Source organism: Gilliamella apicola (genome assembly GCF_003202655.1).
Lineage (GTDB): Bacteria > Pseudomonadota > Gammaproteobacteria > Enterobacterales > Orbaceae > Gilliamella > Gilliamella apicola_R.
This window is the reverse complement of record NZ_QGLR01000009.1, coordinates 581,262-602,984: the sequence shown is the minus strand read 5'-3', so window position 1 is coordinate 602,984 and position 21,723 is coordinate 581,262. Positions and strand designations below refer to the sequence as shown.

The 21,723-nt window shown below is 35.6% G+C and carries 26 protein-coding genes and 1 CRISPR repeat array; of the genes, 24 read left to right on the top strand and 2 right to left on the bottom strand.

Translation table 11 applies throughout. From position 1 onward, the window contains the following. Nucleotides 1-1,012 precede the first annotated feature (1,012 nt). Together DKK70_RS07425 and DKK70_RS07420 are read left to right on the top strand one after the other, a co-directional pair. Nucleotides 1,013-4,162, top strand: a complete 3,150-nt coding sequence (locus DKK70_RS07425) for an alpha-mannosidase (RefSeq protein WP_110433400.1) — start codon at nucleotides 1,013-1,015, stop codon at nucleotides 4,160-4,162. 30 nt (nucleotides 4,163-4,192) lie between these two features. After that, nucleotides 4,193-5,686, top strand: coding sequence for an MFS transporter (locus DKK70_RS07420; RefSeq protein ID WP_110433399.1), 1,494 nt, complete (start codon nucleotides 4,193-4,195; stop codon nucleotides 5,684-5,686). Between the two features lie 994 nt (nucleotides 5,687-6,680). Here DKK70_RS07420 and DKK70_RS07415 read toward each other — a convergent pair. Next, the gene (locus DKK70_RS07415; RefSeq protein ID WP_110423410.1) at nucleotides 6,681-7,682 is read right to left on the bottom strand and encodes a phage integrase; all 1,002 of its coding nucleotides are present in this window, start codon (nucleotides 7,680-7,682) and stop codon (nucleotides 6,681-6,683) included. Between the two features lie 24 nt (nucleotides 7,683-7,706). Beyond that, entirely contained in the window at nucleotides 7,707-8,063 is a 357-nt protein-coding gene (locus DKK70_RS07410; protein WP_065651187.1) for a helix-turn-helix domain-containing protein, read from the bottom strand. Between the two features lie 142 nt (nucleotides 8,064-8,205). Here DKK70_RS07410 and DKK70_RS07405 point away from each other — a divergent pair, with 142 nt between their 5' ends. From DKK70_RS07405 to DKK70_RS16980, 22 genes are all read left to right on the top strand, one after another. Beyond that, nucleotides 8,206-8,445, top strand: coding sequence for a MerR family transcriptional regulator (locus DKK70_RS07405; protein ID WP_110423409.1), 240 nt, complete (start codon nucleotides 8,206-8,208; stop codon nucleotides 8,443-8,445). A gap of 1 nt (nucleotide 8,446) precedes the next feature. Then, a complete protein-coding gene (locus DKK70_RS16710; protein ID WP_181415943.1) occupies nucleotides 8,447-8,590 on the top strand; it encodes a hypothetical protein in 144 nt (47 codons plus the stop codon). An 89-nt stretch (nucleotides 8,591-8,679) separates the two neighbouring features. Then, entirely contained in the window at nucleotides 8,680-8,982 is a 303-nt protein-coding gene (locus DKK70_RS07400) for a hypothetical protein (protein ID WP_110433398.1), read from the top strand. 21 nt (nucleotides 8,983-9,003) lie between these two features. Continuing rightward, nucleotides 9,004-9,222, top strand: coding sequence for a DUF2732 family protein (locus DKK70_RS07395; RefSeq protein WP_110423407.1), 219 nt, complete (start codon nucleotides 9,004-9,006; stop codon nucleotides 9,220-9,222). Further along, a complete protein-coding gene (locus tag DKK70_RS07390; protein ID WP_034882229.1) occupies nucleotides 9,222-9,428 on the top strand; it encodes a TraR/DksA C4-type zinc finger protein in 207 nt (68 codons plus the stop codon). The genes DKK70_RS07395 and DKK70_RS07390 overlap by 1 nt, the downstream gene beginning before the upstream one ends. 16 nt (nucleotides 9,429-9,444) lie before the next feature. Next, nucleotides 9,445-11,652: a replication endonuclease gene (locus DKK70_RS07385; RefSeq protein ID WP_110433397.1), complete on the top strand. Its 2,208-nt coding sequence runs from the start codon at nucleotides 9,445-9,447 to the stop codon at nucleotides 11,650-11,652. A 150-nt stretch (nucleotides 11,653-11,802) separates the two neighbouring features. Further along, nucleotides 11,803-11,985 (top strand): hypothetical protein, encoded by a 183-nt coding sequence (locus DKK70_RS07380; RefSeq protein ID WP_110433396.1) that lies wholly within the window; start codon nucleotides 11,803-11,805, stop codon nucleotides 11,983-11,985. A gap of 445 nt (nucleotides 11,986-12,430) precedes the next feature. Next, nucleotides 12,431-13,105 carry a hypothetical protein gene (locus DKK70_RS07375; protein ID WP_110433395.1) on the top strand — a complete coding sequence of 225 codons (675 nt, stop codon included), beginning with the start codon at nucleotides 12,431-12,433 and terminating at the stop codon, nucleotides 13,103-13,105. 73 nt (nucleotides 13,106-13,178) lie between these two features. Then, nucleotides 13,179-13,889, top strand: coding sequence for a hypothetical protein (locus DKK70_RS07370; RefSeq protein ID WP_110433394.1), 711 nt, complete (start codon nucleotides 13,179-13,181; stop codon nucleotides 13,887-13,889). A gap of 143 nt (nucleotides 13,890-14,032) precedes the next feature. Next, nucleotides 14,033-14,347 (top strand): phage holin family protein, encoded by a 315-nt coding sequence (locus tag DKK70_RS07365; protein ID WP_110433393.1) that lies wholly within the window; start codon nucleotides 14,033-14,035, stop codon nucleotides 14,345-14,347. Then, nucleotides 14,344-14,784 (top strand): D-Ala-D-Ala carboxypeptidase family metallohydrolase, encoded by a 441-nt coding sequence (locus DKK70_RS07360; protein WP_110433392.1) that lies wholly within the window; start codon nucleotides 14,344-14,346, stop codon nucleotides 14,782-14,784. The genes DKK70_RS07365 and DKK70_RS07360 overlap by 4 nt, the downstream gene beginning before the upstream one ends. Then, entirely contained in the window at nucleotides 14,781-15,116 is a 336-nt protein-coding gene (locus DKK70_RS07355) for a hypothetical protein (RefSeq protein ID WP_034882241.1), read from the top strand. Before DKK70_RS07360 ends, DKK70_RS07355 begins: the two co-directional genes overlap by 4 nt. Then, entirely contained in the window at nucleotides 15,094-15,267 is a 174-nt protein-coding gene (lysC, locus tag DKK70_RS16705; RefSeq protein WP_181415942.1) for an Rz1-like lysis system protein LysC, read from the top strand. The genes DKK70_RS07355 and lysC overlap by 23 nt, the downstream gene beginning before the upstream one ends. A gap of 252 nt (nucleotides 15,268-15,519) precedes the next feature. Then, on the top strand, nucleotides 15,520-15,723 hold the full coding sequence (locus DKK70_RS07350; protein ID WP_110423402.1) for a tail protein X: 204 nt from the start codon (nucleotides 15,520-15,522) through the stop codon (nucleotides 15,721-15,723). A 4-nt stretch (nucleotides 15,724-15,727) separates the two neighbouring features. After that, on the top strand, nucleotides 15,728-16,105 hold the full coding sequence (locus DKK70_RS07345) for a putative holin (RefSeq protein ID WP_110433391.1): 378 nt from the start codon (nucleotides 15,728-15,730) through the stop codon (nucleotides 16,103-16,105). After that, entirely contained in the window at nucleotides 16,102-16,392 is a 291-nt protein-coding gene (locus tag DKK70_RS07340) for a phage holin family protein (RefSeq protein ID WP_110433390.1), read from the top strand. Before DKK70_RS07345 ends, DKK70_RS07340 begins: the two co-directional genes overlap by 4 nt. A 25-nt stretch (nucleotides 16,393-16,417) precedes the next feature. Further along, a complete protein-coding gene (locus DKK70_RS07335) occupies nucleotides 16,418-16,852 on the top strand; it encodes a phage tail protein (RefSeq protein WP_110433389.1) in 435 nt (144 codons plus the stop codon). 477 nt (nucleotides 16,853-17,329) lie between these two features. Then, a CRISPR array of direct repeats spans nucleotides 17,330-17,658; the repeat unit is 29 nt; unit sequence ATTTCTAAACAACCTACACGGCAGTGAAC. Between the two features lie 262 nt (nucleotides 17,659-17,920). After that, nucleotides 17,921-18,559 (top strand): phage baseplate assembly protein V, encoded by a 639-nt coding sequence (locus DKK70_RS07330; RefSeq protein WP_110433388.1) that lies wholly within the window; start codon nucleotides 17,921-17,923, stop codon nucleotides 18,557-18,559. Next, entirely contained in the window at nucleotides 18,556-18,909 is a 354-nt protein-coding gene (locus tag DKK70_RS07325) for a GPW/gp25 family protein (RefSeq protein WP_034882260.1), read from the top strand. Before DKK70_RS07330 ends, DKK70_RS07325 begins: the two co-directional genes overlap by 4 nt. After that, nucleotides 18,897-19,808, top strand: a complete 912-nt coding sequence (locus DKK70_RS07320) for a baseplate J/gp47 family protein (protein WP_034882262.1) — start codon at nucleotides 18,897-18,899, stop codon at nucleotides 19,806-19,808. Before DKK70_RS07325 ends, DKK70_RS07320 begins: the two co-directional genes overlap by 13 nt. Next, entirely contained in the window at nucleotides 19,798-20,403 is a 606-nt protein-coding gene (locus DKK70_RS07315) for a phage tail protein I (protein WP_110433387.1), read from the top strand. The genes DKK70_RS07320 and DKK70_RS07315 overlap by 11 nt, the downstream gene beginning before the upstream one ends. Beyond that, a complete protein-coding gene (locus DKK70_RS16980; RefSeq protein WP_219999714.1) occupies nucleotides 20,400-21,722 on the top strand; it encodes a phage tail protein in 1,323 nt (440 codons plus the stop codon). The genes DKK70_RS07315 and DKK70_RS16980 overlap by 4 nt, the downstream gene beginning before the upstream one ends. Nucleotide 21,723 lies beyond the last annotated feature (1 nt).

Sequence of the window (21,723 nt, the reverse complement as noted above, 5' to 3'; positions counted from 1 at the left end):
AATAAGAGGTTAACAAATGTGTACTATTAACAACAAAAAGTTTTATCAACATTGAGAGAAAGAAAATTATTTCAACTACAACCGCTATAATAAATAGAACATCAACAATTGACTTACCTATATTGGTAATAAACGAGTGGCGATTTTCTAAAACTACATAATATGTTATGTCCATACTAAAGTAGAATATGAAAAAGAGACCGATCAATACAGAATCTTTAAGCAAATATTTGATCACGTTTAACACATCTAATCCTTAAAAATATCATTAAACTTCCCGTTAATCCTTTGGAGAATTGTTTATAAATGATGTTTTTTTAAGGATACAGATTAGTTTAATATTATTCAAAAAGCAATTTAGATATGGTGAAATTGATATCTATGTTTTTATAAATTACTATCACTGATAGTGCATAAACGATCCCTATCAAATAAAGAAATCGAATTATTCTTAATATCTCACATTGAGCATTCGAATGAATGCTGATATATGGTTTTTAACTTACATAATTGAAATCAGCATTATGATTTCAACTTTTTTTTCTGTGAAAAACTACCTTTATTGAAAATCATTTAAGATCGTTTTAGTCAAACAAATTTGTCTTACCAATTCTCCCCTTTCTTGACCAATCAATTTACAAACCATTAGTTTACTTATCAATTGATAATATTAATATTGGATAATTCCTAACTAGCCACTACCACTTATAGTTGTTTTAATTTCTTAAATATAATTAATACATTATTCAAAATTTGCCTAGATAATGTTGGCTCCATAAGACTTGATAATACTAAGCAAAATCCTCTTGATTGATTATCAATGAAACGGTGATATTAAAAGTTATTATACCTTTTTAAAAGGCTTAAAACAGGATATTAAATTAATTAAATTAAATTTTTTTGTGATCGCCATCACTAAATATGGTTTTTATATTTGTGAATTACAACTTTATTATTTAACTTATTATACCAATTATTTGCTTTTAAATATTTATCTAAATTAGAGGGAATTATGTTTTTTACTGAAAGGAAATTAAAGCAACGAGTTGAAGAACTATTGCGGTTTGAATTACATGATCTTCAAACAATACAAAGTTTTGATTTTTGTTATGACCGTGAAGGAGTTAATGGCGCCCCGCCCCCAGATGAAAATGCCGATTGGCAAAAAATTGAGCAAGGATTTGAATGGAAAGAAAAGGATATCTATGTTTGGTTAAGATTAAGTCATACTTTCCCTAAAGCCGATCCGAAACGTTCCACTCATATAGGTCTTTTTAATTTTTCTTTATCTTTTTTACGTGATGAATATGAAGCACTACTCTATGTTAATGGTAAACCATGGCATGGTTTAGATAAAAATCATAATGTTATTTCATTTCCCGATGACTTTTCTGGTAAAACAGTTCAATTTGATATTCGCATATGGTCAGGGGTACTTGAAGGAAAAGTTAGACAACATTTTGATGAGTTTCATGTAGGTAATAGTATAAAACAAGTTGCCTTCGGTTTAAGAGATAAAGCCACTCATGATTTGTACGTGACTTCTACCGCTATATTACAAACGTTAGATGTTATCTCTACCAACGATTTTTATTATTCGCGATTACTTAATCTTTTAGATAGTTCATTTCTACTAGTTAATTGGCAAAATCCATCTAGTAAAGAATTTTACCAATCAATCAGCAATGCATCTAGGTATTTAGAAGAAAATTACCATAAAGATGCGGTGAAATCTCCAGTTGTGATTAATAGTGTTGGTCACACTCATATTGATCTCGCTTTTTTATGGCAGATAAAACATACCAGAGAAAAATGTGCGCGTTCGTTTTCGACTGTTTTGAAGTTAATGAAACAATTTCCAAAATATAATTTTTTCCAGTCTCAACCACAACTCTACGAATATATTAAAAGTGATTATCCTGAAATTTATGATCAAATAAAACAACGTGTCAAAGAGGGGCGTTGGCAAGTTGATGGCGCTATGTGGGTCGAAGCTGACTGTAATATACCTTCTGGTGAATCGTTTGTCAGACAAATTATGTATGGCAAAAATTTCATGGAAACCGAATTTGGTATAACACCTGAATGTTTATGGTTACCTGATGTATTTGGATATTCTTGGGCATTACCTCAAATTTTAAAAAAATCAGGCATTAAATATTTCATGACAACAAAAATTAGTTGGAATGAATTTAATCAACTACCACACGATACTTTTAAATGGCGAGGAATTGATGGTAGCGATATTTTAGCTCATTTTGTTACAACACCTGAAGAGGGACATCCGCGATATACCTATAATGGCATTGTTAATGCTAAGTCTGTTCAGGGTTTATGGGATAACTATAAAGATAAAGGTTTAACCAAAACACTGTTGTTACCGTTTGGTTATGGTGATGGTGGCGGTGGGCCAAATGAGCAGATGCTAGAATTATTAGAACGATTCGAAAAAATGCCAGTATTGCCAAATATTCAATTTGGTACCGTTAAGCAATTCTTTCATGAATTAGAAGATAACATTAGTCACAGTAATGATTGGTTCCATACTTGGGATGGCGAATTATATTTTGAAACCCATCGCGGAACATACACCAGTCAAGCGCAAATAAAAAAAGCGAATCGACTAGCCGAATTAGATATTCGTTTCATCGAGTGGTTATCGGTGACCAACTCAATCTTAAATAATGACTGGTCTAGTTATGAAAAAAATAAACTAGACTATTGTTGGAAACTCATTCTTAGAAATCAGTTTCATGACATCATTCCTGGTTCATCTATACATGAAGTTTATCAAGATGCCAAACTTGAATTTCAGGATCTAAATAATAAACATAACGAAATTCTTAACCCACTGTTAAAAAATATTACCGACAGTGATGATAATAGCAAAATTATCCTTAATAGTTCTAACTTTGAGAGAAAAAATGACGTTGTTTATTTTGCTACTTGTGCAGAAAATCTAACTATAAAAGATGACTCCAATCAACATTTCACTATACAAAAATCAAAACAAAATGATGGTTATTTTGTTGAAATACCATCAATTGCACCACTAAGTTGTATAAATGTAAGTTATGAAAATAACGCTACACATGAAAATGATAAGGCAAAAGATGCTTTTATCTATAATGATGATGAGATAGATACTCCTTTTTATCTCATTAAGTGGAATGAATTTGGCCACCTTACCCGTATTTTTGATAAGAAGAATAATCGAGAAGTATTATCAGGTTGTGGCAATGTATTGACTGTGTATGAAGATAAACCAATGAAATATGATGCTTGGGATATTGAAATATTTCATATTCAGAAAAAATCGCCAGTTGTACAATTGCAATCGGTTGAACTTACTGAAATAGGGCCATTAATTTGTGAAGTCACATTTAAATGGATTTTTAATAAGAGTTCAATTTGCCAGAAAATGCGAGTCTACAATAATAATCCAAAAATTGATTTTATTACTGATATTGATTGGCATGACTGTAATCAATTACTTAAAACAGTATTCCCTGTGGATATTAGAGCGGTTGAAGCAACCTATGATATTCAATTTGGTAATGTTAAACGTTCAACTACCTGGAATACTAGTTGGGACTATGCAAAATTTGAAAGTGTAGCACATCAATGGGTCGATTTATCCGAATATGGTTATGGCGTTAGCCTATTAAATAATTGCAAATATGGTCATGCTATCAGAGACAATATAATGCAATTAACCCTGATCAAATCAGCTATAAGCCCTGATTTACAAGCTGACCAAGGACAACATCAATTTACCTATTCTTTATTTCCTCATACTAAAAATTGGCAAGAAAGCAATGTTGCCCAAGAAGCTTGGTTCTTAAATGAACCGCTAAGAATTTATGATGGCAAATTAAAACCATTTATTAAGCCATCTAACCTATCAATTCTTACATTAGATAATCAATTAGTTCAGGTTGATGCTTTGAAAAAGGCAGAGTCAGGTGATTGGTTAATTCTCAGAATTCATGATTTCTCCGGTGGAACACAAAGTGTCAATATCAGCTCTCACTACAATATCAACTGGTGGAGAGAGTGTGATTTGATGGAGAACTTTATTGATCAAAACATAAATAAAGGGAATTTAAAAATAAAATTAAGCCCTTTTGAAATTAAAACGTACGCAATTTCAATAAATTAATTGCTTAATTCTATTACGAGGTTTGGAAAAATGAAAAATCAAAAAATAATCACTATCCCTAAAGCTATAGGTTTTGGGATGATTGATATCATTGGAGGGGGAGCATTCACCATTATAGGTGCATGGTTGTTATACTTTTTTACTACTTTTGTTGGATTAAGCCCGATTGAAGCCGCATCTATTGTAGCAATTGCTCGAATATTAGATGCCATATTATGCCTTTTCATGGGTAGTTTCACCGACCACTTTTATAAAAATAAATTAGGTAAAAAATTTGGGCGCAGAAGATTCTTCTTAATAATTGGCGCACCATTAATGCTTTCCTATGCATTATTATGGATTAATGGTATGGGCTACCTATATTATCTAGCTATCTATTTAACTTTTGAGGTAGTTGTTGCCATGGTAATGATTCCTTGGGAAACCCTACCATCTGAAATGACCAGTGATTATGCTGGAAGAACAAAACTATCTACTTGTCGAATGTTTATTTCTGCGGTGGGTACTTTCATGGCAACATTTGTACCGGGCAGATTAATTGCAATTTATGGTGAAAATGATCCAAATGCTTATTTATTTAATGGTATATTTTTTGCCGTATTATTCATGATTTGTGTAATTATATCCTATTTTTCAACATGGGAGAGACCACTTACTCCGGAGATGCTAAAAGAATTAGAAAAATCTAAAGCTGATAAAAAAGTTAATCCAGTTATCTTTGTTTTTGGTCTATTTAAAGAATATTTCTCTACTCTGAAAGTTAGAGCATTCAGAAAGCATTTAGCTATCTATTTATTATCTTTTACTGGTAAAGATATTTATAACACTGTATTTGTATTTTTCTGTGTATATTGTTTAACGCTTGATGCTTCTGTAGCCGGAAGTCTATTATCTTTAAGTATTATTGGATTACCCGTTACATTAGTAGCAGGATTCGCATTCGTTAAATATGGTCCAAAAAAACTTCTTGTTAGTGCTTATTCGACCATGCTTTTATGTTTAGCTGCTACCTATTTCGTTTTTGTCTTTAATCCATCATCAAAAATAGCCATACTATTTGTTATTGGTACTGTATATCAAATAGGCAGATGTTTGATGGAGTTCACACCATGGAATATTTTCCCATTCATTCCAGATATTGATGAAATGATCACTAAAAAAAGAAGAGAAGGTTTGTTTGCCGCTGTTATGACATTCTCTAGAAAAACAACGGTCGCCCTATCAACTCTATGTGTTGGCTTAATATTAGAATTTGGCGGTTTTGTGCAAAAACAAGCAGATCAATCTCCAGAAGCTATAACCACCATTGCATTAATTCTATTTTTAGGAACTGGATTACTGGTTTTCTTAGCGATGTTAGTTACATTTACATTTAATCTAGATAAAGAAAAACATAAATTATTAGTTAACGCAATCGATGTCTTGCAATCAGATGGAGATATTAATCAGTTATCTGAAGAAACTAAATTCATAGTTAAAGACTTAACTGGTTATCCATGCGAAAAATTATTTGAGAAAAAATAAATTCTATTTATAGGCTGAAATTACTAATAAAAATGACTATAAATAGTCCTAACATAAATTAGTAACCTTTGAAATTAGATACTAGATGAAATTCAGCTAGTATCTAATACCTGGTATCTTATTTAAATAATCAGTTAAATAATGTTTATATACTCTTCATTAATCATTTTTTCTTTATTGTTCCTCTGGCTTACGCCATTCTATCGATGATTACCTGTGAAACAACGCAACCTACTATTGACCAAAGAGATATCGCAACATGCTTTTACACTTGTATTATCTTTATTGGAACAGGTTTAGGTTTATTTTTACCTATTATTTTCATGTCTAATACTCTAATTTTACTCATCTCAATTTGTGCCTTTACTGCTTTGGTACAACTGATATTACTTAATAAAAAATGATTAATCGTAAATGATAGATTTGATGAAAAATAGCACCAGATTTAACTTAGTTCGGTAAAGATTATGTTTCATTTCTATTTGATAACCATTTAGGAAATTTACATGATTTTGTTAGATAAATACCCGAATATATTTCGACTAAAAATCAGATATCAAAAGAAGATACATTCAATGTAATAATAAATTTATTAGAAGGTTATACAATAGATAAAAGTATTATATTTTTTAAACGAGATCTCACATGTGAATTTATAAAAACAGGCCTTTAGACACAGAAATGGATATATGACGGTTAGTTGAGTAATTTAAAACAGCAAAAATTTATCCTTAAAATAAGAAATAATTTTAAGAACAATTAATATCTATTCACAAGATAATAACCCTACTGGACTTGAACCAGTGACCAATCGATTATGAGTTCTTTGCAAGGTCTTTTTAAATCAATAATTTACATATTAATCAATAGGTTGAGATTGCATATAAACACATATAAAGCGCTATAAAATCATATTCGATCGCCAGTTTACCGCCTTTTTTTGTTTAAGTGGCGTTTATTTTTTGTTTTATAGCATCTGTAAATCACGGTGTTATTAATCATGTTCTAGCGGATTTAATCTCACCGCATCTTCGAAGTGATCTGGTGCAAAGTGGGCGTAGCGCATGGTCATTTTGATGTCGGTGTGGCCTAAGATTTTTTGTAGGACTAATATGTTGCCACCATTCATCATGAAGTGGCTGGCGAAGGTGTGGCGTAATACATGGGTTAATTGGCGTTCGGGGAGTTCGATGCCGGTTCTATCTAGTGCCGAGCGAAAGGCTGAATAGCAGGCGGTAAAAAGTTGGCCATTTTTGTTTGGAATTTGTTGATATAGTTCGTCACTGATTGGAATGGTGCGGTTGCGTTTACCTTTGGTGTTGATATAGGTGATTTTTCCATCTTTGACTTGTGCGCTTTTTAAGCTTTCAGCTTCACTCCATCTGGCGCCGGTTGCTAAGCAGATTTTGACAATGATGGTAAGATCTTTAGCACTACTTTGCTCACATGAGTTGAGTAGTGATTGGATTTGTTCTTTGGTTAGATAAGCCATCTCTTGTTCGTCAGTTTTAAATGAGCGAACCAGTTCTAGCGGATTTTTATGTTGCCACTCCCCCAATCGAATCAACTCGTTAAACATCGCTTTGAAATAGGTTAATTCAAGGTTCATTGTTCTGGGCGCAACCGTTTTAATGCGGTCGGTGCGATATATCTCACCCTCAATTCGTTTTTGGCGATAAGTTGTGAATTGTTTAGCGGTGAAATTGTTTGCTAATGGATTATCCATACATTCACTCGCAAATAGCATGGCTTTTAAGCGAGTTTGCCCATCTTTAAGGGTTTGGCCATGCAGCGAATACCAGCTTTGGATTAATTCCGATAAGCGGCGTTTATCGATTTTTTCATTAATCCATGGTTTTTCATTAGCTTGCTCTTCAAGATAGTTTTCATATGCCAATGCCTCTCCCTTGGTGGCGAAGTTCTTACGGATTCGACGGCCACCAGGGAGATATTTTTCAAATAACCACTTTCCATTAGGTTGTTTTCTTACTGACATAACGGCAATTCATCCTAACTTAATTTAAATTAACTGCGCTTTTAATTCATTAAACTCTTGTTCAGTAATAGCTCCCTTTTCTTTTAAGCTTGCTAATCGTTCAAGTTTTATTAATGTTTCGTCAGATATTATGGTTTCTTTAGTCTGATCTGCAGGATTAAATTGCCCTTCTCCGGTCGCTAGCCATTGTAATGATGCCCCCGTTTCATCCATACATTTAACCACCAGATCTGATGGAAATAAATCTCGTCGATAACGGATTGATAAGCTTGCTGCCGATGTACCTAAATAATTGCTGTATTCCACTTTGGATTTGAAACCATATGCTTCAATAATCCGGTCCAATACTTTAGCACCACCAGAATTAAAATTAATACTCATATTAAATTAAGCCTAGGTTAAATAAAAGATAAAAATATAATTGACATTAAGCTAAGCTTAATGATAAATTATATTAAGTTTAATTTTACACATAAATACACATAATTACACATAAGCATATTTATGCTAGGAATAATGCACTATGATGACAACAATTTCAATCACTATTTCTGCTCCTTATGTCACGGTGGATGAATTTGCCCGTGTTTCGGGTATGAATCCTCGTACTGTTAAAAAATATGTCCATGAAGGATTGCTGCCAATTCGTAAAAAGAAGATCACCGGTAAGCATGATCGTTCAACCACCTTAATTAACATGACTGCTCTGACGCTTGAAGGGGCGAAAGCATTTAATCCTGAATTAAATTTGCAGGAGCATTGATATGAAACGATCTATCTATTTAAGTCAAAAAACGACCACTGAACCAGTAGTTATTTTAATTGCAACCAATAGACATAATCCTAATGGTTGGATTGAAAAAAGTAACGGTAAAGCCATTAAATTATGGCCAGTTAAGCATCGCTAAAACTAACTTAATTCAATTTAAATGCCTTTGGCTTTTTCGAAAGACATGGCTCTTTTTTGGATCTCACGACAGTCAAGGTAGGAGTAGCGATGAATAATATTGAGCGGTCTCGTCAACTTGAACATATCAGGCGGTTATATCAACTGATTCATGGCCATCGAAGTTTGGTGCGCAGTAATTTTAATCGGTTAAAACCCGGACAAAAAAGGTTGTTATTAGCCGCCGCGGGAATCACACCTTTATATGCAGGATTCTCATCTTCAGCGCGTAACCTTAATTATGATCTGCTGAATGATGAGGAAATAGACCATTTAGAAATCGGACTTCGCCGTTTGCAAGCCATCGTTGATGTTTTTGCCCACTGCGAGCCTCAAGATTTTACCAAACAATAATAACTAACCAGATGAGGAAATATGATGTATTTAAACAATATCACTCAAAGTAAATTACAAGATTTAACCGAGCAAATTAAACAAGAAACCGAGCAACGACTTTGTGATCGCTATATCAGCCGTTTAATGCAATTAGGCGGACATATTGTTGATAAAGGTTTAACCGCCAGCGAAGTAAATGAACTCCTTTATCAAGAAGGGCAAAAGCTTCGTAACCAAAGCTATGAGACTGAAGCCTAATGCGAGATATTATAGACCAAGCTAACGATTTGGCTCAACTTGAACTGGATAATCTACTTGCTAATCGCCAAGTTTTTAAGGGTGAATCAGCAAAGGATTGTATAGAGTGTGGTGAGCCAATCCCAGAAAAACGCCGACAATTGTTAAAAGGTTGTCAACTGTGCGTGGATTGTCAAAATCTAAAAGAACAGTTTGCTAAACGATAATTGCGACCGAGAATTTATGACTAGCCAATGCCAATCTTTCTCCTTGCCGGCTATTCCCGCTAAACATAAACACTCTTTATTATTAGCGATGCGTGATTACTATGAAAATATTGGCCAATATAAAGCGAATAAAAAAATAGTCAGAACGCCAATAGCACAATATGATTGTGGAAAAAAAATGCCACAATCTTTAAGCTATAATGAAATTAAATTGTGGCAAGTAGATCAGGAAGACCATCCATTTCGTGCGCAATATTTTGCTGATTTGCCTGATTTTTTAGCCGGTTATTTTGCCGATAAATATATTCATCTGTTGCAAAATGAGAGCCGCAAAGCCGCCAATAGTTTTTTACGGCAAACTTTGGGTGGTAATATTCAATCACGGTTATCACAAGTCAAAGCTCGTTATCAAGCGGCTAGCCCTAGTGCCTTAGCGATTAATTTTGCTGATGAATTTGCTCAATTAGCGACTTTAGGCACTAAAAAGTTGGCTAATTTAAGTGTTGAAATAAGTAATTATCTGAATAAACACATTCAACGTTGCCTTGCAGATCAGGACTTTTGCTTAACCGCTAATCATATTGAAAGCGATAGTTTGGAGCAGAAACTTTATCGTAGCGTTTTAAAAGAACTAAGCGGTATCAACATTCCCCCACCTTATTTGAACGATTTTAATCATAATAAATTAACCAACGAAAATTGCATTAAAGCATTGGCTAAAATAACCAATCATGAATGGTGGCAGCGTAAATTAAAGACGCGTCGAGATTTTGAGCATGAGCATTTAGCCATTGCTGTAGGTCAAGTGCAAAAAAAGGCCTCGCCGTATGCTAGCCGTAGCTGTCAAATGGAGTGGAAGGAGCAAAAGCGTCGCAATCAAAAATATCTTGAAAAGATGATGATTGAAAATCAAGATACTGGCGAACAGATTCCTCTTGATTTGCAAGTGTATAAATCAATTGCGAATCCGGCTATCAGACGGGTAGAACTGATGACACGGATGCGAGGTTTTGAGGATTTGGCCGATGAGCTAGGTTACCAAGGCGCATTTATAACCTTAACGGCTCCCGCCAAATATCACAGCGCGCATGCCAAAGGCGGTTTTGTCGAAAATTGGCAGGGCAACACACCTCGAGAAACACAAGCTTATTTATGCAAAGTCTGGTCACGTATTCGCGCTAAATTAAATCGTGAACATATTCAATTTTTCGGCTTTCGGGTTGCCGAACCGCATCATGATGGTACACCTCATTGGCATATTTTAATTTTTATGCGCCCAGAAGATATCCAAAAGGCTTTTTACACTATGTGGATCTATGCCATGGATGAAGATGGCGAAGAACAAGGAGCCGCCATCAATCGCTTTGAATTTAAGGATATCGATAAACAAAGAGGATCAGCAACCGGTTATATCGCCAAATATATTGCCAAAAACATTGACGGATATGCGCTCGAAAATGAAATAGATACCCAAACCGGCGAAAACTTAAAAGCGTCATCGAAAGCGATCACCGCTTGGGCTAGTCGCTGGAAGATTCGTCAATTTCAACAATTGGGTGGCGCACCTGTCAGTGTTTGGCGAGAACTACGGCGTTTAAAAAGCAAAAAAGTGACTGATGATATTATCGATCCGGTATTAGCATCAGCTGATATTGGGGATTGGGCAGCTTATACCGCGCATCAAGGAGGACCATTAGTCAAACGTAAAGACCTTAAAGTCCGCCTGGCTTATGAAGATAAGCTGAATCAATATGAGGAGATCATCAAAAAAATAAAAGGCATCTATGCGCCAATTCATGGGATTGCATCGACTATTTACACCAGATTAACAAAATGGCGGTTAGTACCCAAGAGTAGCCTAAATAATGTAAAGACCAATCAAGCATCACCATTGCGGGCGGAACGCACGCCTTGGAGTTCTGTCAATAACTGTACGGTTACTAATGATTGTGAACAACAAAGGCGAATCATCAAACAACAACTGAAAATTATCGGCTTAGCGGATAATGATTTCAATGTGAATCGCCTCTATTTAAGGGAGAGTATCAAAATCAACCCATATCAACATTTGATGCTAACCGACAGGCTCGATGGGCTGCATTTAATAATTAGTAACCATTCTGTCAAAAACCACTGTATCGACAGCCAAAAAATACCGCCAAAAAGGTTATATAAACATGAATTTCAATCTATTAAAAAAGAGCATTTAAATGATGGTTATTGAGTGCATAACTCAAAAAAATATCTTAATAAAATCAATAAATAAATATTATTGATGATCTTAACGAATCTTTAAAAAAAAAGGACTTGATCGAATTATTAATTATTATATACTGTATATAAATACAGTGATACGATGGTAGAGGTGATTAAAATGGATGAATTAGAAAAAATCAAAATAATTGAGCGAGCTGAATTACTTTCTCGCCTAATTACCGAATATATACATTTAAGAGAAAATGATAAGGACATAATATTGTTCTGGTTCCGCGATTTGCTCGAACCTTTAAAAGAACAGTTACCTCATAACTCTATTGAAAAACGAAATAATTCTTAACATTTTGGGATAGTTGACAATAATTCATGCCCCACTCATCTATAATCATCAACTATCCCCCATTTCTCAGCATAACTGCTTAAGGATTTTGAGAATAAGGTTTTCAACCGTCAAATAACCCTTCTTTAAGTCATTAGCCAATAATTGCCTGGTCATGTAGTTACTGCCGCTAATTAACTTTCCATTCGCATTATTGCTATCCACTTTTTAAAGTGAGTTAACGTTTTAAATCCATAATAAATAAACGGTATTCATTGTCGAACGGCAAACGACAAATCATCATTAAAAGACAATGATAACATCATGATTATTATTGATTTTTTAAAGTTGTTTTTTAGCCGTTTAAGGCCTAATAATTAGGTTTAACAAGCAAAATACTGTATAATTAACCAGTTAAATTAACCCGCTTAATTCAACGAAATCTTAAGAAAAAAGGACAAAAAACATGGAAATAAAAAAACCTATTGTACAAAATTGGGATAAAACTGATCGCTTCTATTTTAGTGAAATTAAAGATGAAGATTTACTGTCAGCCCAAAACATTGCTTTATCTAACGAGCCTAATAACACTTTAAAAATTGATAAGGAAGGGCTGCTTTGCTTACCATCCTATATTATATTAGGCAGTGGGCGTTTTGAAGAGGACATGAAAGCTTATAAAAGACCATTTGAAGTCATTTTCCCTTGTTATAAATCTTTTTCTAAGGAGCAACTCATATCAATTGGCAAGCAATATCAAATTTTTGTACGCTTTAATTCCTATTTAGCATGTGAAAAAACAAAACCTTTTCCTCAAAATATAACTCATTGTCTATATGAAGCTTACGGCAATCAAGTTGAGCCATCTTCTCTATTATACCTTCGTGAAGACTTTAAGATAAAACCGGCATCCTACCAAGAAAAAAGAAATATTATTTTCAACATTGTTAAAAGAGCAGACAACGAAGAGATTGAATACGCTATTTTTTCAATAAACAACGAAATTTATCCATTAAGATCTGATATAAACCTAGGTAATCAATATATTTGGGCTAACTTTTCAATTGAGAATTTAGCTAGTATGACTGCAGACTTTAAACATTTTTATGAATATGAACTTTTTGCAGTCAAAAAGAGTTAAATAAATAAATAAATAAATAAAGAAAGAAAATAACTAATAATTACACAACTAAGATTTATAAAAGGATGAAAATATGGCATTAGTAAAACCTGTCGTAATGTACAATAACCCACCTTATTCAGGCGGTTCCCTTAGAGTCCTTCGGGAAGATGATTTTATTCAACCAAATGTTATCCAACGAGACCCTAACCCACTTAACAAAATCTCTTTTGGTTATAATGGAATTCTTTACATGCCTGAAACATTAATTTTAGGTAAGGGATCGTTTTTACACGAAGGAATATTATTTGAAGGTAAATATCCAAGTATGGATTTTGATGTATCTATTCCTACTTTTTCCCGATATACAGCTGAGCATCTAAAACAAATTCATCTTTATTACAATATCATAATTAATATTAATTATTTTATATTATTTGATCAGTCAGATGAGCCGGGATTTGTCGGAACTGGGATATATGCGCTAAAAGGATTTCGAGATGAATGGAGAGTAAAACTCAATAATCCACCTAGTCATTTGAAACCTGCAAGTTATAACATAGAGCAGCGTGGTAAAAATGCATTGGAAAATGATAGATTTTATTATAACGGTAAAACTTATAAAAAATATCCAACCTATTCTAACATAATTATGGTTAATCCAAATTCAGATGATTTTTTCGATAAAAATACTTTAGCCTATATGCTAAATTGCCGTATCGATCGTGTGACAGGTTACGGCAAAGATTTGCATCCAACCCTATATTACAAGTATGAAATTATCGCCCATAAATGTCGTGATTAATCGTAAATTCTCAATCATAGCAAACTTGCTTGATTTAAAAGCTAAATTCACCAATAACGGCTTAATTCACTAACCCAAATGGCTACCAAGCTGCAAAATTTTAAACCATATCTTGGTGGCCATGTCTATTTTGAGAATCAATTATGCCAATTAAAGATCCTGATAATGTAAACTGGTATGTGGTCATTTATTTGTTCATCATCACCGCGCTCGGTTCATTAGCCAATTACTTTTATAACGTTTTAAAAGGCAATAAATTCCGTATTGGTATCCTAATCGCCCAGATGTTAATTTCAGCTTTTGCTGGAGCACTGGCGATTTTAGCCGCAAGTTATTTTGATTGGCGATTTGAATTAGCGGGAGGAATAGCGGGCCTAGCAGGTTGGTCTGGCGCAACATTAATTAAAACTCTGGAAGAAAAATTAATTAAACATGCTAAAGGAGATAAACAACAATGAAATTAACCGAACATTTCTCATTAGAGGAATTTAGCTGTTCAACCACCGCAAAACGGTTAAAAATCGAGAATAAAATTCCCGATCACTTGATGGCAAATATTCAATTTACTGCCAACAAACTTGAATTAGTCAGGAAAGTTTTAGCCCATCCAATCATCATCACATCAGGCTATCGTTGCCCGGCTCTCAATACTCAGGTAGGTGGTTCGCCAACTAGCGCGCATACCAAAGGTCTCGCTGTTGATTTTCATTGTGCCTATGGTGATCCTAAACAAATCTGTCAACGTCTAATCGCTAGTGGTATCGAATTTGACAAACTTATACAAGAGCATAATCAATGGGTTCATATCCAATTCAACCCCACAGGTCATCGCCAACAGGTCCTTACGGCTATTAAACAAAACGGCAAAACTATTTATTTACCAGGATTAGTATGAATAAAACTAACTTCACAATCGCTTTCGCGTTTATCTTACTCATTTATATTATTGGCGATTTGCTGCATGATAAACAATCTGCACGAAATGAAGTGCAGCAATTATCTGAAAAATTAGGCCAATTAGAGCAAACAATTTTGAGGAACAATCAACTTATTGCCGACAATGAGCAAAATAAACAGTCATTAGAGAACCAATCATTGCAAAATCAGGAGCAGATTCATGGTCAACTCAAAGATAATTATTGCGCTAACCAGCTGGTGCCTATGCCTATCTCTGGTAGCTTGTACAACCGAGCGAAAAGTCTTCGTGACGCAACCAATACCCGCTAATTTACTCAATAATTGTCAGCCAAATTTACCGCCTAAGCCAATGACTTTTGGTGATAGCTTAAAATACAATGAACATTTATTGAATGTCATTGAAAAATGTAATGCGGATAAACAGACTATTCGCGAGATTAACAATACCGATAGCAATTGATTTTTGGTTAACTGATTGATAATACCTTTTAGCTTTGTATTTCAATTTGCCACAATTTTGCTTGATTGCTTAAAAACGATTTAGCAACGACCATAATCGTAACTAATTGTTTATAAAGAGTGACCCCCACATCTCGGCGGTTCAAAGGTTTTCAGATCGACAACTTTGTCTACCGCCGAGCCCTATTTTATTGATAAATCGGCGATGTCGCGGTTAACAATAAGTCAATAATCAACTTTGGAGTAATTGAAAATGATCGTCTATACCATGCAAAATGAAACCATTGATGCGCTAGCCTATCGAGTTTTTGGCAGAACGGCAGGCATTGTGGAAATAATTTATCAAAATAATCCAAAACTATGTGAGCTACCGGCAATATTACCAATGGGCACCGAGGTCAATGTACCGGAAATGGTAGCCGAAAAAACTAAAAATACCATCAATTTATGGGACTAACTTAATGACAGAACCCACCAGTTTAACTTTTACCGCTGTTTTTAGTGCTTTTTCAGTATCAATGATTTATCCCAACATCGAAAACGGCATTATTTTAGGTGCACTTTGTGGTTCGATTTTATTAGTCATTAGTGAAGAACGCATCTCGGTTTTACGTCGTATCATCTTATTTTTTATCTCATTTGCTATGGGATTGCTGTTAGCTGAAATGACACTCTACTTATTGATACCCATTTTTCCAATCAGCATCCAAAAAAAAATCCCACTTGGTTTAGGCGCCTTAGTTTCCTCGGCAATAAGTGTTAAATTGTTACTTTGGTTGATTAAAAAATTTGATGATCCAACTGAATTATTCAATATCTTTAAGGGTAAAAAATCATGATAACCACCACCCTCAATGCTATTTTTTGTTTAATGATTGCTGTGCGATTATTTACCTTTGACCACCACAATTCTCGCTACAAAGTTGTATACAGTTGGTTAGCATGGTTAATGATTGTCTCGAGTGTCGCCGTTTGCTTATTTACTTTTTTCAATCTATCACATCGCGCTTATCTGGCGCAGATTGTGATGAATCTAACAATATTACTCTGCTTATTAAAAAGTAAAGGAAATATCGGTACGCTTTGTCGAAAACCAAAATCGAGCAAAAAAAGAAAATCATCATGATTATTCACAACATTAAAGGATTTATATGAAAAAAATTAATCAATTAAAGCAATTTTTACTTGAACGTAATCTGCTCAATAACAGTACAACAGGCACCCATCAATTTACCATCAAAGACGGCTTCATTGAGCCCTTCTCAGTCGACAATTCGGGATTTCAATACCATTTCACATTGACGATAAGTTTAAGCGCTTATTGCTATCCTTTTAATGAGTTGATCGCTAGCATTGTCAGTTGGATGCAAAGTAATCAACCTGAGGCATTGATTAACACCCAGTCTCGTCAACAAGCAATTAAATTTAATTTGGATAATATCACTGACAACCAATGTGATTTAACCATTGAATTAAAATTATCGGAACGGATCAAGGCGACAAAAAAACAAGATAAACTGGAATTTGATTCATTATCAGATCGGCTAATTCTGCAAGAACCGTTAGAAAAGTATGGCCATAAATAACTTTTACTTGGCTTAACCAATAAAATGGGCTGACATTAATATTTTAAATTTGCTGTCTAAAAGATGATTTGAAGGGGTTAAAAACCCCCGTTGCTCAATTTTTTCTGAGATTAAAAAGTGCTCTCCTCAAAATTTTAACTAAAAATTCATAGGCCAACAAACGTTTAGTTAATAATTGCAGATTATAACCATGGTACTAAACTTCTGCTTGATTGAGCAACTAGCACAATATTTAGATAAACCATTGAATTCTAATAAACAAGATATGATCTGGTTAAAAACGCTTATTGAGGTAGTTATTATCTATTTAAAATGGATTAGTTGAATTTAACTAATCCATTTTACTAATCGAAAACTAACGCTTAAAATCGACAAAACCAAATTAGCCATAATAAGACATTAAAAATAGAACGAGCGAACTTAATACAGCCTACACGGCAGTGAACTTTCAGCATCTTTTTTTGAAGATGCATAGTAATTTCTAAACAACCTACACGGCAGTGAACTTGAAGAGGAGCTAAGAAAAGTTGTCAATGCATTTCTAAACAACCTACACGGCAGTGAACGAATCAGGAATATTGAATTCATCACCTCCAATTTTCTAAACAACCTACACGGCAGTGAACGCACTAGCTGAGTCCGGGAGATATGATGGTAATTTCTAAACAACCTACACGGCAGTGAACTAGAAAGGGGAATATCTTATGGAAAAAGCAAATTTCTAAACAACCTACACGGCAGTGAACCTTCCAGTTCTTTTATCTTTGATTGATATGCATTTCTAAACAACCTACACGGCAGTGAACTAGAACAATATATACTATAAACTCTGTTAGCAAAAAGGTAAAGTGCTATTTGGCTTTTAAAAACCCTTTTTTTAACCACTTAATTAATGTATTGATTTTATTGTTATTTTTATTTTAACTAAAAAAAGGGTAAAAAGAAAGTTAGTGATCGCATTATTCAAACTACACGCTGTTCTAACTTAACTCTTTGAAAATTTGTAAGCCTATTTGCTACAACTAAGCTTACTTTATTTTTATTTGATAAAATTTCATTATAGGCGTTATGAAAAATTATCATCCCGCCGACTTAGTCGACATTCTACGAAAAATTGAAAACCTGATTCGCCCTGGCGTTGTTTATCAAACCAATGGTGATCGGGTTAAAGTCCGTACCGGTGAATTAATTACCGCGTGGTTACCTTGGTTCACCCATCGTGCTGGTAAAAGCCGTACATGGTGGCGACCATCAGTTGGTGAGCAGGTATTTATTTTAAGCCCTAATGGTAACTTAGCGTTAGGTTGCGTATTACCGAGTATATTCAGTGATGCCAATCCCGCTCCTGCTAAATCTGAAGATGGTTATTTGGTGACCTTTCCTGACGGAGCCTCATTTGAATATGAACCAGAAACCAGTCAATTAACCATTAAAGGGATCAAAACCGCTATCATTGAAGCCAGTGACCAAATTACGGCTAAAGCGGGTAGCAAAATTCAACTTGATACCCCATTGGTTGAATGTAGCGATCATGTAACATTCAAATCATTCAGTGCTAGCGGTGGTGGCGCCAAAGGTAGTACCGGCACATTAACCGGTAATGTGATCCACACTCAAGGGCAATTATCATCAAACGGTATTGTATTAGATTCTCACACCCACAGCGGCGTTAAAGCTGGTGGCGATTCAACAGGAAAACCGCAATGAGTTATATTGGCATGAATAGCAAATCAGGACGAACAATTACCGATATGGACCATATCAATCAGTCCATTAAAGATATTCTCACCACACCGATTGGTTCGAGAATTGAGCGACGTAATTATGGTTCGTTACTGTTTTTACTTTTAGACAACCCAAATACAGAAGCAACTAAACTACGTGTGATTTCGGCTACGGTATTGGCACTTACTCAATGGGAACCACGAATAAAACTTGATACGGTCGATGTGTTCCCTGATAAAGAAAAATTAACCTTACAAATAACCGGTTCACGGATAGACAAACCGAACCAAACCTTTAATAGCGAAATCGAGGTAGCAACATGGCAGCATTAACCGACCTTTCAAAATTACCCTCCCCAAATGTAATTGAATCCCTAGATTTTGAAGAGATCTTTAACCGCCGCAAAGCCAAATTCATTTCACTTTATAGTGAACAAGAACAGGAAGAAGTTGCCAAAACATTACAATTTGAAAGTGAGCCGATTGTCAAACTGTTACAAGAGAGCAGTTATTATGAACTGATTTTACGGCAACGAATCAACGAAGCCTCACAAGCATTAATGATTGCCCATGCTAAAGATCAGGATTTAGATAATCTAGGCGCCAACTTCAATGTTTATCGTCTAACCGTGCAAGCTGCAGACAATAGTGTCGTTCCGGCTATCAAAGAAATTAAAGAAGCCGATAGTGACTTTAGAGTCCGCATTCAATCAGCCTTTGAAGGATTATCGGTTGCCGGACCGCGCGCAGCATATGAATTTTTTGCCCGTAGTGCTGATGGACGAGTCTTAGACGCGGCAGCTGAAAGCCCGTCCCCTGCCTGTGTTACTCTCGCAATTTTAGCTCGGGATAATAATGGTATTGCCTCGGATGAGTTGATTGAAGTTGTCAAAAAAGCGGTCAATCAAGATGATCGTCGACCGATTGCCGACAGGGTGACCGTTAAATCAGTCGAATTAATTGACTACCAAATTAAAGCGAAACTTTACTTATATCCAGGTCCCGAGTCAGAACCGATTAAAAAAACCGCCATGGATAATTTACAAGCTTACATTAGCGAAAAACATCGAATTGGCCGAAGAATTAGCCGAAGTGCTATCATCTCAGCGTTACATGTGGTTGGCGTACAACGCGTTGAACTCCAAGAACCGGCACAAGATATCATCATCAACCGGGAACAAGCGAGTTATTGTTCAGACTATCAAGTTGAGGTAGCAGGTTATGGCGAATAAAACGCTACTCCCCCCTACAGCTACCAAACTGGAGAAAAAACTTTCACAAGCGATTGCTTGTGAGCCGCCAATACCGTTACGCTCACTTTGGGATCCGCAAACTTGTCCTTACGAATTACTTCCCTATCTGGCATGGCAATATAGTGTAGACCGTTGGGATGAAAATTGGTCTGAGGAGATCAAACGTAAAGTCATCGCCGAAGCCTTTGAAATCCATAAGCTCAAAGGCACCAAAGAGGCAATTCGTCGGGCTGTCGAGCCATTTGGTTTCTTAATCAAGATTACCGAGTGGTGGCAAAACAATCAAACACCTGGTTCTTTTGGGCTGGAAATTGGCGTATTAGACAAAGGTATTACCGAAGAGTCTTATAACGAACTTAGCCGTATCATTGATGATGTCAAACCGGTATCACGTCAACTAACCGGATTGGCTATCCAGCTCGTATCTAAAGGTTCATTAACCATGGGAGCCAGTAGCTATGATGGTAATACTTTAGATATCTACCCTTATATTGCTGAAACTGTCGCTACTCAATCTGAAAGCCATTCGGGCGCAACTATTCATTTAATCGATACAATGAGCATAAAACCATGAATCAAACATACTACACCATCTTAACCAAACAAGGCGCGGCATTATTAGCTAATGCCACGGCACTTGGCATTCCTCTTAAAATAACACAAATGGCAGTTGGTGATGGCAATGGTAACATTCCTAAACCCAATGCAAGCCAAACCCAATTAGTACACGAAGTCAGACGTGCTGCTGTCAACACACTATTTGTCGACCAAGAAAACCCCAATCAAATTATTGCTGAACAGATCATTCCTGAGAACGAGGGTGGCTGGTTTATTCATGAGATTGGTCTATTTGATGAGCACGGTAATCTGATCGCCGTGGGTAACTGCCCATCAACCTACAAACCTAAATTAGCTGAAGGCAGTGGCCGAACGCAAGTAATTAGAATGGTCATTATTGTCGACAACACCCAATCTGTCGAATTGAAAATCGATCCAGCCGTTGTCTTGGCAACGCGGCAATACACGAATGACCAGATTACCGCCAAAATGACAGCTCATGAAAAATCAACCAACCACCCAACGGCGACAACATCATCCAAAGGTTTTGTGCAATTAAACTCCGCCACTGATTCAACAATTGAAAGCCAAGCGGCTACCCCTAAAGCGGTTCATGATACTTTTGAATATGTTCGATTTACTGACCAAAAAGCGCAGTCTGCCTTTGACCATGCCAGTAATGCACATAACAGAATCACTGATGTCGATAATGTTCTTTCAAATGTAACTGACCGGTTACGCACTCCAGATTTTGAATCAGAATTATTTTCTGCAGATAAACGATACCTATTTGTTGTACGCAATGACGGAGTTGCTGGGGTATATAATACCTATAAAAACGATTTTTCATGGTTTTTTAATTCCGATGGATGGTGCGGAGGATTTATTGAAGCGCCTCGAGTGGGTGGCTTAGATCAGTTTGTTAGAGACAGAACTCCTCCGGTAGGCGTGCCATTACCTTGGCCACAAGTCTATCCTCCTGCTGGCTATTTTGAATGTAATGGCTCGACATTTAACAGAGATCACTTTCCTAAACTCGCTGCTGCATACCCTCATGGCTTTTTACCGGATTTGCGAGGTGAATTTATTCGTGGTTGGGACAACGGCAAGGGAGTTGATGCAAATCGTGGTATGTTGAGTTGGCAAAATTGCATGATCGAAAGCCATAACCATAGTACACCTATCCGCCTAGTAGGTGAGCAAGGTGGTGGTAACCCATGGGGATCTGGTGGTGACAGATACGAGGGGGATTATACTTTCAATACAACACATACCGGCGGACATGAAACTCGCCCTCGCAACGTCGCATTTATGTATATCGTTAAAGCAGAATAAT